The following is an 11,540-nucleotide window of genomic DNA, read 5'->3' on the forward strand; positions in this document are numbered from 1 at the left end:
GCATCCGCCCCGCGGGCGCAATCATAGGCGTCCTTGGCGTAAGCCACGTCGGTGAGCACCGCCTGGGCCGCCGCCATGCCCTCCGGGTCGTAGGCCTTCACCTGGGCGCCGGCATCCTGCAGCGCGGTGATCACGTCGATCGAGGGCGCATCGCGCATGTCGTCGGTGTTGGGCTTGAAGGTCAGGCCGAGCACCGCCACCGTCTTGCCGCGCACCGAGCCGCCGCAGGCGGCGATCACCTTGCGGCCCATGGCGCGCTTGCGCTGGCTGTTGACCGCCGCCACCGTCTCGACGATGCGCATCGGCGCCGCGTGGTCCTGCGCCGTCTTGATCAGGGCCAGGGTGTCCTTGGGAAAGCACGAGCCGCCATAGCCCGGGCCGGCATGCAGGAACTTGGCCCCGATGCGGTTGTCGAGCCCGATGCCGCGGGCCACGTCCTGCACGTTGGCGCCCACCTGCTCGCACAAATCGGCGATCTCGTTGATGAAGGTGATCTTGGTCGCCAGGAACGCGTTGGCGGCGTACTTGGTCAGCTCGGCCGTGCGCCGCGCCATGACGAGCAGCGGCGACTGGTTGAGGTAGAGCGGGCGGTAGAGCTCGGTCATCACGGCGGTGGCGCGCGCGTCCTCGGTGCCGACCACGATGCGGTCGGGGCGCTTGAAGTCGGCGATCGCCGCGCCCTCGCGCAGGAACTCGGGGTTGGACACCACGGCGAAGGCGGCGTCGGGCCGGGTCTCGCGGATGATGCGCTCGACCTCGTCGCCGGTGCCCACCGGCACGGTCGACTTGGTCACCACGACGGTGTAGCCGTCCATGGCGGCGGCGATGTCGCGCGCGGCCTGGTAGACGTAAGAGAGGTCGGCATGGCCGTCGCCGCGGCGGGACGGGGTGCCCACCGCAATGAACACGGCCTCGGCGGTCTGGACCGCCTGGGCCAAGTCGGTGGTGAAGGTCAGGCGCTCCTCGCGCACGTTCTTGGCCACGAGCTCGGCCAGGCCGGGCTCGAAGATCGGGATGGCGCCGCGGTTGAGGGCCTCGATCTTGCCCGGGTCCTTGTCGACGCAGCAGACCTCGTGCCCGAAATCCGCAAAGCAGGCGCCCGACACCAGGCCAACATAGCCCGAACCGATCATCGCAATGCGCATCCTAATAATACCACTTCGCTTCTACGAGGCAATTTGGTCCATCTGACCTTTGACGTTGAAACTCGATAGGCGATCGCTCGCACTTTGTGTACAAAATTCTAATCTGACTTTTTGCCACAATAGGTGCTTCCATCCAAATGTCGTCGGTGTGGCTCTTTTGTTACAGATCTCGCCTTCGGCTGTGGACCTTATGTTGGAAGGTCACAGCGCGGACTAGGAAGAGGGGGCAACAAACCCTCAACCGTGTTTTGTTGAGCAAGCGATCCTGTATCTTTCAAGCGTATCATATGAACTGTGTCTGCTACTACGTTATGAGCCACACCAGCCCATAGTGTCTCCATGTGCCAAGCCCAGTCCTCAATACCGAAACCCTTTGCTCTATCGACAGCAGAATACGGGTAGCGCTCGTGCAATGAGCGAGCAGCAAAAACATTTGCACTCCACACATTGTTCAAGAACATCGTTTCGCGCCTGAATCCGGGATCTTCGCTCGACGAATGCTCCATGTAATGCGCGCGCGCAGCAGAATGCGGAACACAATTCGGTGAATGTCGGTCGAAATCACTCTCGGTGAAATAGAAAAGGAACTGAGGGTGCCAAATTACTTCTGGCAGCACGGACGGAGCAGTTGCGGCTTTGTGGGCCAGTTGCAACCAATTTGCTCCCCATAGGTCATCGCCATCTAGAAATGCTAGGAACTCGCCGTGCGCTGCCCGCGCCCCAGCATTACGTGATAGCCCCAGATCCCCGAACATGACTTCTTCTACGCCATCGAGCCATGCGCCGCTAGTCGCAACTAAATGTCGAGTCGGGGGATCCGGGCGATCAAGAATGGCCCGTGTCTCAACAGTGAGACCGCCGGCTCGTGCAGTAGCAACCTGGTCTGCCATGCTAGATAATGCAGGCACAACAAATGAGCCTTCTGCATGACAAATAATCGTGACAGTAATATCAGGCTTGTTGCTCATGGGGTATACAAGAGGTCAATCATACTGTTCACGTGGGTTGCAGTGGCGTGACGTGCTAGGGCCTGATCCCGTGCAGCCACCAGCATCGTATTCAATTGGGCGGGTGCGAGGCTAGCCAGGAAATTAAGTGCTGCCGAAAAACTAACAGCGGCTTCTTGAGAGATGACTGTGGGTCGCACGAACACAGCGGCCGTATCGTTAAAAGTCTCACGCAACTCGTCAGCATCCGCTAAAATCATCGGGATTCCATGTAGGCATGCCTCAACTACAGTACATTGCATGCCTCCGCGAAAGCTTATGGAGATAAAGGCATCATACGAGCCAAAGTCTGTCTCGACTAGATCCTCCAGTGCACCACGATAAAATATGTTGGGCGGGCCCAACCCTGACCCAGTGCGGCTCGCTTCAATTGTTCCAAAGAGTGCGAATTCATCATGAGGCCTAAGGCGGGCAAGCTCAGCAAGAATGGTCGTTTCATTTTGCTCATCGTCTGACGACAGGCATACTATCCATCGCCGTAAACGTTCCGCTATCCGCGCGCCCCTTTTCGCCAGACGCGTTGCGAAGATGCGATCGTCGATTGGCTGCACTCGATATGGCAGAATGGCAATGCCAAGGCCCATTATTTCTCCATGTCGGTCGCGCAATACCTTGGCCGCTGCCTCACTATTGGTAAGAGTAAGCGAAAATGCGGCAGTTTGGCGATGGAATCGTACGTTATATGGTGCGATCCGGCCTCGGACACCTGAACCTAGGTATATACAACAAAGCCGAGAAAACTGTGAAAGGCCTCTTCCAAACTTAGCTACCATTTCGAGGCCAACGCGACTGTCGGCGACAATCGTCACGGCGGGTCGGAGCGCATTCAGCAGTCTAGCCAGTGCCGTTGGGTCTCTATAAGAGGGGCCACAGATATCTTGCCAAAACACAATATGCGCTGATTGAAACGGCGTAAGAGCTCTTTGCTCTCGCCAATTGCCTGCTGCAACGGCCGTCTGCTCTGTCACGAACACCAAGATGCTTCTATGGCGAGTATCCAGAAGTGCATGCACGATACTCGCAGCGTATTTCTCCACGTCGCCGGTAGCTAGCTGCGGTATTATAAAAACGATCTCTGGGTGATCAGGCACTGCCGAAAGAATGCTGTCCGAGTTGACACCGTCGCGTGAATACAAGTCCACAGCTTCGAGATGAGGCAGCAGCGGGAGAGCAAGGGATCCCGCTGCTAAAACAGCAGGCTCATGGTGGCCTTGTGCCATAATCTGAGAGATGATCGCATCTGGTATTTGACGAGCCTTCAACGCAATGCTTTCGCCGCGCCACATGAACCGCTTCCAGGCTCCACTTGGTAAACGGTGACCATCGGCAGAGCGGCGTAGAGCGATATTTGGCCCGGGCAAGCGCCCCTCCCATAGGCCGCTGTCAAGCCAATGCGAGAGCGGATCAACACCAGCTTCAGCCACATCAGGGTAAGTTTCTAAATACCACTGCGGCTGAAAGTGAGCAGACGCATAGGCTATGAATGCCTCGTCATCGGCTGAATTGCTCTCGCACATAAAGATGCTTTCGCCGCGCCACATGAACCGCTTCCAGGCTCCACTTGGTAAACGGTGACCATCGGCAGAGCGGCGTAGAGCGATATTTGGCCCGGGCAAGCGCCCCTCCCATAGGCCGCTGTCAAGCCAATGCGAGAGCGGATCAACACCAGCTTCAGCCACATCAGGGTAAGTTTCCAAATACCACTGCGGCTGAAAGTGAGCAGATGCATAGGCTATGAATGCCTCGTCATCTGCGCTCGCAATCAGAGAAGCTTCCGTGTTCTGTGGAAGATACGATATCCCAAGCGCGCGCCCTCGGAGCAGGGCTACCAAGTACCGCAGTATGCCTGTTCTCATTGTCATTCGCACTCTTTCCGCAGGATACAGCTTGTTAATAGGATGAGTTATTTTCGGCAAGCACGCCGATGCGATGACTGTCTTTCTGGGGCGCTTCTCGCGTCAGCTTGGGCCAGGTGTGTACGCCATGCTCGTGTTTGATTACGTCGGCTGGCACGATGCGCGGGCCTTGCACATACCGGGGGGCATCACACTCCTGCCGTCGTCGGCCTCGCTTGGATTAAACCCGGTGGGGCGGAACTGGCTGTGCCTGCGTGAGCGGCACCTCTCTCATCCCGTGCTGGATGACTACGAGGCAGTCCTGCAGGCGGTCTGCCGAGCCTGAAACTGACCCATCGACGAGACAGGTCGGCTTGCGACGCTGTGGCACGGCGACTTTTGCACATTGATCGATCTGCAGTCGGCGATCAACCGTTACATCGCCGAGTACAATGGCGGGCCACGTCCTTCCATTTCCTTTCATATGGACCAAAACAGCTGAAGTGATCCTCGCCAAGGTCAGCCGTCAGCCCGGATCTCCAAATAGGTCAACGCACTAGCGGGTCCAACGCGGCCGGTCGTTGCTACTCCCACATATTACGGGTATATGGCGGGCTTGTCTTCCCAAGAGAACTTTCTAGAGCACCAAAAGTGCCAAGTAAGTGTCACACACAAATGCCCAACCTTCACGCACAGGACTTAATAATGAGAAAAGGGGCCTTCGCACTGCAGATGATGTGGGCTAAGTATTCAGGGCCAATATTGCTTGCCTTCATCTTAGGGGTCCTTGCTCGAGGGCAGGCTCTTTTTGCGCCGCTTTACTCAATAGATACTTACAGTGCAGCATATAATAAGGGGCCAGAGGCAACATATAGCTTTCTATTGTCCCAAGGACGATTCGGCTTGGCAGCTATCTGGTGGTTGCGCGATGTCCTTGGAGTTTACGGGATCGAAGCAGCGTCGGCCTCCTTAGGGATAGCCATTTTCCTGCTCGTAGTGGCGGGTCTACTATTTGTTTTGGCGCTCCTTGAGCGGCCAACTCCACTTGAAGTTTTAGTGTTCGCTTCAATCTTTACTCTTCATCCGTTCAATACAGAGTTTTTCTACTTTGCCGATGCCACTTTTAATATTTCTCTCGCAATATTCCTAAGTTCTATAGGGATTGCGGCTGCAACTTTGTTACAGACAAGATGGAAGGCAATATTTTGGGGGGCAACTTTCACTGCTTTTGCCCTTAGCATCTATCAAAGTGCGGTAGCGCATGTAGGCACTATTTGGCTTTTAGCTACCATCGCGCGCCTGATCTATGACACTGGGAATAGGCTTACTTTAAAAGCCAATTTAGCACATTCAATCCGATCACTGGTGTCAATAGCCATAGGTCTTGCACTATATCTTGCGTGTCTCGGCATCATCAAACGGGTAACTGGCATCAATTTGGATGCAAGAACTGATTTCTCTCAACTCACAAGAGTCAATGAGAAGCTGCAGGCGCTTGGCAGTGCCCTGAGATGGGCGCTTTATCCCGATTCTGGCCTGATCTCTCTCTCTACCTCTACCCTTCTGATCGGATTGCTCATTTCAGGCACTCTAATTATAATTTTCCCTCTCCTTCACAGGGGAAAATTCGTCAAAACTGTGGTCTGCCTTGGGCTCCTTAGCGGAGGCCTGCTTTGGTCATCTGGTGCTTCACTTGTAGGTGGGGTAATTTGGCTCGTCCCGAGAGTTCTGTCCCCTATTTCGGTTTTTGCCGCTGGTGTTCTGGCCATAGCTTGGCATGGCTCGTCCAAGCAGATCAGAGGCGCTCTTGCGGCCGCGACGGGTATTCTTTGCATTAGCTATATTGGAGCTTCAAACCACATTCTATTTGATCAACGTCGATTAAATCTTTGGGACGCTCAAGAGGCTAACCGCATAGTTGCACGTCTTGAGCAACGAACTGACTTTCGAAATATCACTTCGCTTGCACTGGTTGGTGGAAATTGGCGGAGAGCTTCTGCACTTTCAACGACGATAGGAGACATGAATACCTCAGCTTTGGCTGTGGCTTGGGCTAAAATTGGTTTAATTGAGCAGACCACAGGCTACCGGTTTGCTGAGCCGACAACTGCCGAATGGATTACGGCACGCGACCATTGTGCAGGCACATTGACCTGGCCTGCGGAGGAGTCTATCAACGTTATAGGTACACTTGGTATTGTATGCCTCACAAAGCCGCCATCGTGATTGGGCTACCAGCTGGGCACAATGGTGCCACAATCCCTCAACTCTGTCGCGATCTGCATCAGGAGCCGGCCGCTGGTCTCCAGCAAGGCGGCGGCCTCTCGGTTGAACGCCGGGTGAACGCGAGCCTCGTTCCCGTCATTAAATTCTTGTCGCTCCCCCAAGAACGTAAGCGGTGTTCTGACCTCACCTTACGTTCGTGTCGTTGAGAGGCGAGACTGCCGATCTTGGATTGAGGATCGTTTTGTGTCGATGGTTGACCATATGCTTGAGCCGCCGCCGCCGCGGCCCGTGCGGCGCCTGGAAGTGATCACCGGACCGGGCGGGCGCCGGCGCTGGACCGCGGATGAGAAGGCGCGGATCCTCGAGGAGGCGACCGCGCCGGGCGCGGTGGTGTCTGAGGTCGCCCGCCGCAACGGCATGTCGCCCCAGCACCTGTTCACCTGGGGTCGTCAGGCTAGGCGGGAGGCTGACAACCGGGTGACCGGCCTCTATGGTGTTCCGCAAACCATTCGGGTGGACAATGGTCCCGAATTCGTCTCGCGTGCTCTCGATCTGTGGGCTTACCAGCATGGGGTTGTTCTGGACTTCTCCCGTCCTGGCAAACCCACCGATAACAGCTTCGTGGAGGCGTTCAACGGCAAGGTCCGGGCCGAATGCATCGATCAGAACTCGTTCTTGTCTCTGGCTGATGCCAGGCTAAAATGTGAGGCGTTCAGACACGAGTACAATGGCGAAAGACCACACAGCTCGATCGGGCATAAGACCCCGAGCGAGTTCATCAAATCCATCGGTGCTCCCAGCCAGCCGATGGAGCCGTGAGACCGGAAAGCCCGCTTGGCCGTGGTCCAGCTTTCGGGGCGGGTCCAAGTCCACCCGAAGTCGGAAATTTCTAACCGCAGGGGCCCCCAAACTTCGGGATCGGTTCAGAGTAATCGCAAACTCTCACTCTCACTGGTCCAATCTTCCGTGAGGTTCCCACTCAGCTAGCAATTCAGGAATCAGTCGTTCAAAGTCCGGCGTTGCAGGTCGCAGGCCCAAGGCAGAAAGTCGTTCTACGCTCCCTGTAAGGACCGGCATGTCACCGGGCCGCAGTAGTACTGGGTCTACCTCAATTCCGAAGCTCCGGCCGCTAGCCGCGATCATAGACTCAAGAAGTGAGCCCAGCCTATAGGCTCGTCCGCTGCAAAGATTGATAATGGGCCAAGGCCATCGCGGAATACGGGCCAGCGACAGGAGTATACGTGCGACCTCTGTCACGTCGATGAAGTCGCGGCTCACCTCGATATCTCCAACGCGAATAACACTATCCTCGTTTGATGCCATAGTGATGCGTCGTGCAAAGGAGGGTAGAGCGAGGTTTCTCGGCATTCCCACCCCAACGGGATTGAACAGTCGTGCTGTTAAGACAGGCAGCCCATGCTCAGACGCAGCTAATCCGAGGAGCGTTTGGGCATACTTCGAAATGCCGTACTGGCTCCGAGGTTGGCATAGGTAGTCTTCGGAAACTGGCATAGCATTTGCGGGGACAAACCCATACTCCGCGGCCGAGCCAATAAGGATGATTCGAGGCGGACTAGTCATCGTGGACGCCGCCGCGAGAAGCCCCGCTGCCGTGAAAGTGTTCGCCTCAAAGAGTTGACGGAAGTCTCCATTGTGGGTCGCGCCAACACAGTGAAGAACCACATCGGCCTGACTGACAGCCAACGCATGCTCGAATTCTGCTTGCCCCCAAGGACCAGGTCCGAGCGATACAGTTTTATCACAGTCGCCTTTGTCTCCGCGGGTCGCGCAAACAAGATGTACGCCGGATGCGGCAGTGGAGATCAGGATGTGACGCCCAAGGAATCCGTTGGAACCCGTCAGAAGAATGCGCATCAGCCGAAACCTCGGGGCGCGAAAGCAGCGGGATCATTTTCCACCATGCTCTGTGCTAACGCGAAATCTTCGGGGCGACCAATATCAAGCCATGTGCAATTCTGCTGATGGCAGCGAACCAACATATCGGCTTGGGCCATTGACTGTACTAGCCCTGGCATATCGAGATATTCGCCCGGAACAAGCCACGGCCGCACCGCCGCTCGGTTCAGTACGTACAATCCCATGCTGACGAGGTGCTCGTAAGTCGGCTTCTCTCGATATCCGATCATTCGCATGTCACCATCGACCTCTAGTAGGCCGAACTCCGAGCGAAGCTCACGACGATAACTTCCTATCGTCGCCGCCGCACGACTCGTGAGGTGATCCGTAACCATCCGCCCTACATCCAGCGTCGTAAGAAGATCGCCGTTGGTCAGAATAAAGTTATCTTCAAGTTTATCTAAGACCAGCCCCATAGGGCCCGCAGTGCCCAAGGGCTTATCCTCTACACTATACGTTATGGATAGTCCGAAGCGAGATCCGTCTCCAAAAAAAGCTTCAATAAGATGCCGTAGATGATTGACAGCAATAATCACGTTAGTGACGTTTGCCGCGCGCAATTGAAGGAGTAGGATTTCAAGGATTGGCTTGTCTCCAAGCGGCATAAGAGGCTTTGGGAACAATGCCGAGTAAGGATGTAGGCGTGAGCCCTTTCCTCCCGCCATGATGATTGCCTGCATGATCTGCCCTTCTGGTTCACACGGTGTAGCTATTGGGCGCATAGAGATGGCGGTTTGCCGATATGAACTCTATGGCCTGACGGAGACCATCATCCAGAGTGGTGCTGGGACGCCATCCTAGAAGCCGGGCGGCTTTCGAGTTATCCGAGACCAGTTTCATCACTTCGCTTTTGTTCGGTCGGTCTCGACTCGCGTCGTGCACGATAGGTTTTTCCATACCCATCAGTCGCAAGATGCGGCTGGCGAAATCGCCAATGCTATAGGTCTCTCCCGTACCTAAATTGATCGTTTCTCCCTCGATCCCAGCAATCGTGGCGGCACGAATGAATCCATCGACCGTGTCGGAGACAAAAGTCATATCGCGCTGAGGTGTGAGCGACCCAAGATGGATTGCATCACGATCGAGAGCTTGCGAGATAATAGTCGGAATGAAAGCTCGACCGGACTGGCGCGGTCCAAACGTATTGAACGGGCGCAGCACAACGACCGGAGTCTCAAACGAGCGAAAATAGGACTCGGCGATCTTGTCCGCTCCAATTTTACTCGCAGAGTAAGGTGACTGGCCCTGTAAAGGGTGCTCCTCGTCAATAGGCGTGCGCAAGGCAGTTCCATAAACTTCAGAGGTGCTCGTATGAACGACACGACCGGTACCGAGACGTCGTGCAGCTTCTAGTACGTTTAGTGTTCCCTCAACGTTCGTGCGCAGGTAGGAACGAGGTGCCACGTACGAGTATGGAATAGCAATGAGAGCAGCCAGATGAAGGACAATGTCGTGCCCTTCGATTGCTCTATAAACAAAATCGCTGTCTTCGATGTTTCCTGATATCACTGTGAGCTTGGCACGGATCGGATCGGGCAAAAACCCTAGGTTCCCGATTGAGGACGAAGAATTATACCGCACCATTGCGGTCACGGTTGCGTCCCGTTGTACGAGTGTCTCGACGAGATGACTTCCAATGAAGCCAGCGGCGCCCGTTACCAGAACTCTCTTGCCTGCGACCAACGTAGCCTCCATTAACTTGTAGCAGAGGCCATATATCTCTCAAACAACTGTGTCGAGGGGCATATTGGTTAAAGGTAGGTCGCCTCTACCCTCTTGTGTGAATGTTGTTTCAATGCCACACCGATCTTTCTGCGGAACAATGATGATGCGGGCATCAAGGCAGGTAAGGCTTCTGGATCTGCCATGGGTGATTTCGAACCCGCCCGAATGATATGCGACGTGCCCAGCACAGTCCGATGAAGGTATCCGCAGGCAACAGCTTCCGTGTTCCAGCGCCAGTTCTCATAGTCAAGGGTGGCTGCAAGGTCCGTTTTGCAATAAGGCACACGTTCATGGACTTCGCGCGGTGCAAAGCTTTGTGACGTCCAATGGTTTTTAAGCCCTAGCAAAACCCAATCCGCAGGCGCAGTGTCAATGTCGTCGTGTACCATCCAATATGGTTCGCAATCAGACCCATACCACAAACTGGCCTCTGGATGCCAAACGGCAAGCGAAGGCGATTCCATTGCGCAGTTATAGGCTTTGATGAGCCAATCACGACACCATAGATTATTTCCCTCAAGAAACGCGAAGAACCGCCCACGGCCGACCTCGATCGCTAAATTCCGAGCGATTTCTGAATCGTTGATATCAAATTCGATGACGCGAGCACCTAAACTGGAAGCAGCGATTAAATCGCTTCGCATTTCAGCGCGAGGACAAGCAATCATGACAAGGAGCTCGACCTGCATTCCAGCTGTGGTGGCTGCCTCACTGGCACGAATCAGGCTGTGAAGTGAACTAGGCGCAAGTAGAGTTGCCTGGTGAACACACAGAACTGCAGTGATGTCTGGCAACGACGCGTTCATAGGTATGACACCTTCTTCGAGAGAAGTCCTGGCTCTTGTGAAAGAACTGAAAGCCAATGCTCATCAGATGCCGCCGCCGGGAGAAAACGAATTTTTTGGACTGAGGCAGCTCGTAATCCGCAGCGTTCAACGATTTTTTTAAACCACTCTGGATCGCTCGCATAAACTGCGGAGAGGAAAGGCAGGCATTGCTCTAGATAGTCCACTTCCACATCGTTGTCTTCGGTGGCGTTTCTCTCTCCACAAGTAGAAGGAGCCAACGCTGCGAAAAGCTGTGAATGTCGAGAGAAGGCTGCGCCATGCCGCGCCATGACTTCCCATCCTGCCCGGCTACTGACAATGAAAATCGACTCCGGTCGCAAAGTCTGAATAAGTGCAGTAAGAATGGCAGCTTTTTCCCGCAGGTTAAGGTGGGCACGAAATTCGGCGAGTGAACGCCAGACGATCTCGTGCGGGAGATCCTCAGCAATGGATGGAAAGGCTTCATCGGCGGCGATCACCAGCAGAGCGGATGGATCGCTAGACACAATTGCTTGGTTTGTTAGACATTGGAGGTGCCGGCGCAGTTGCTTGTCATCGAGCGATGGCACAATCAATACGGTTCGTGGCACACGGCCCAACGAAAGGTACAGTTTACGCCATCCGTCGGACACAGCTTCTGGCAAATCCGGCGCAATTGGGAGAGTATGCAACGGCTGCTTCAGGAGCCATGCGAGATCGATCTCTGAAGTCGAGAATTCTTCGATTATTTCAGCGGCCGCCGCAATCGCTCTTCGACTTGGACCACGGCGGATGGACTGATACTTAGGAGGTTTTGGCGAAGGATCGCGCCCCTCTGCTGCACCAAACTCCAGATAATGATGCAGGGGATTGACGCCG

The 11,540-nt window shown here is 55.1% G+C and carries 10 protein-coding genes and 2 pseudogenes; 4 read left to right on the forward strand and 8 right to left on the reverse strand.

The genetic code is table 11. The annotated features are described in order from the left end of the window. The 3 genes from DDF70_RS33135 to DDF70_RS37235 form a co-directional block, all read right to left on the reverse strand. Positions 1-1,145: UDP-glucose dehydrogenase family protein (locus tag DDF70_RS33135; RefSeq protein WP_162820856.1), on the reverse strand; the 1,145-nt coding region annotated here is incomplete at its 3' end. Between the two features lie 188 nt (positions 1,146-1,333). Next, positions 1,334-2,113, reverse strand: coding sequence for a glycosyltransferase family 2 protein (locus tag DDF70_RS37230; protein ID WP_162820857.1), 780 nt, complete (start codon positions 2,111-2,113; stop codon positions 1,334-1,336). Further along, on the reverse strand, positions 2,110-3,693 hold the full coding sequence (locus tag DDF70_RS37235; protein WP_162820858.1) for a glycosyltransferase family protein: 1,584 nt from the start codon (positions 3,691-3,693) through the stop codon (positions 2,110-2,112). Before DDF70_RS37235 ends, DDF70_RS37230 begins: the two co-directional genes overlap by 4 nt. A 388-nt stretch (positions 3,694-4,081) precedes the next feature. Here DDF70_RS37235 and DDF70_RS33145 point away from each other — a divergent pair, with 388 nt between their 5' ends. The 4 genes and pseudogenes from DDF70_RS33145 to DDF70_RS38500 all read left to right on the forward strand — a co-directional run. After that, the gene (locus tag DDF70_RS33145) at positions 4,082-4,333 is read left to right on the forward strand and encodes a hypothetical protein (protein ID WP_114948840.1); all 252 of its coding nucleotides are present in this window, start codon (positions 4,082-4,084) and stop codon (positions 4,331-4,333) included. A gap of 359 nt (positions 4,334-4,692) precedes the next feature. Then, the gene (locus DDF70_RS33150; RefSeq protein WP_162820859.1) at positions 4,693-6,213 is read left to right on the forward strand and encodes a glucosyltransferase domain-containing protein; all 1,521 of its coding nucleotides are present in this window, start codon (positions 4,693-4,695) and stop codon (positions 6,211-6,213) included. A gap of 261 nt (positions 6,214-6,474) precedes the next feature. Beyond that, positions 6,475-6,666 (forward strand): annotated as a pseudogene (locus tag DDF70_RS38495) (transposase); the annotation flags it as partial. 21 nt (positions 6,667-6,687) lie between these two features. Continuing rightward, positions 6,688-7,032: pseudogene (locus DDF70_RS38500) on the forward strand (integrase core domain-containing protein); the annotation flags it as partial. A 129-nt stretch (positions 7,033-7,161) separates the two neighbouring features. Here the strand turns inward: DDF70_RS38500 and DDF70_RS39415 are convergent. The 5 genes from DDF70_RS39415 to DDF70_RS37245 all read right to left on the reverse strand — a co-directional run. Beyond that, positions 7,162-8,088 carry an NAD-dependent epimerase/dehydratase family protein gene (locus DDF70_RS39415; RefSeq protein ID WP_114948843.1) on the reverse strand — a complete coding sequence of 309 codons (927 nt, stop codon included), beginning with the start codon at positions 8,086-8,088 and terminating at the stop codon, positions 7,162-7,164. Next, positions 8,088-8,810, reverse strand: a complete 723-nt coding sequence (locus tag DDF70_RS33165) for a sugar phosphate nucleotidyltransferase (RefSeq protein ID WP_114948844.1) — start codon at positions 8,808-8,810, stop codon at positions 8,088-8,090. Before DDF70_RS33165 ends, DDF70_RS39415 begins: the two co-directional genes overlap by 1 nt. Before the next feature lie 16 nt (positions 8,811-8,826). Next, complete coding sequence (locus tag DDF70_RS33170; RefSeq protein ID WP_245435749.1) at positions 8,827-9,813, reverse strand: GDP-mannose 4,6-dehydratase; 987 nt, start codon at positions 9,811-9,813, stop codon at positions 8,827-8,829. A 68-nt stretch (positions 9,814-9,881) separates the two neighbouring features. Beyond that, on the reverse strand, positions 9,882-10,661 hold the full coding sequence (locus DDF70_RS37240) for a glycosyltransferase family A protein (RefSeq protein ID WP_162820860.1): 780 nt from the start codon (positions 10,659-10,661) through the stop codon (positions 9,882-9,884). Continuing rightward, a partial coding sequence (locus tag DDF70_RS37245) for a hypothetical protein (RefSeq protein WP_205772574.1) occupies positions 10,658-11,540 on the reverse strand: 883 nt, incomplete at its 5' end. The genes DDF70_RS37240 and DDF70_RS37245, both read right to left, overlap by 4 nt.

Origin of the sequence: Microvirga calopogonii (genome assembly GCF_003347665.1) — a bacterium.
In the GTDB taxonomy this organism is placed as follows: Bacteria; Pseudomonadota; Alphaproteobacteria; order Rhizobiales; family Beijerinckiaceae; genus Microvirga; species Microvirga calopogonii.

Excerpts from the sequence above, each read along its gene's own strand:
- DDF70_RS37230 (WP_162820857.1), bottom strand. The coding sequence starts at position 2,113 with ATGAGCAACAAGCCTGATATTACTGTCACGATTATTTGTCATGCAGAA.
- DDF70_RS37235 (WP_162820858.1), bottom strand. The coding sequence starts at position 3,693 with ATGTGGCGCGGCGAAAGCATCTTTATGTGCGAGAGCAATTCAGCCGAT.
- DDF70_RS33145 (WP_114948840.1), top strand. The coding sequence starts at position 4,082 with ATGACTGTCTTTCTGGGGCGCTTCTCGCGTCAGCTTGGGCCAGGTGTG.
- DDF70_RS33150 (WP_162820859.1), top strand. The coding sequence starts at position 4,693 with ATGAGAAAAGGGGCCTTCGCACTGCAGATGATGTGGGCTAAGTATTCA.
- DDF70_RS39415 (WP_114948843.1), bottom strand. The coding sequence starts at position 8,088 with ATGCGCATTCTTCTGACGGGTTCCAACGGATTCCTTGGGCGTCACATC.
- DDF70_RS33165 (WP_114948844.1), bottom strand. The coding sequence starts at position 8,810 with ATGCAGGCAATCATCATGGCGGGAGGAAAGGGCTCACGCCTACATCCT.
- DDF70_RS37240 (WP_162820860.1), bottom strand. The coding sequence starts at position 10,661 with ATGAACGCGTCGTTGCCAGACATCACTGCAGTTCTGTGTGTTCACCAG.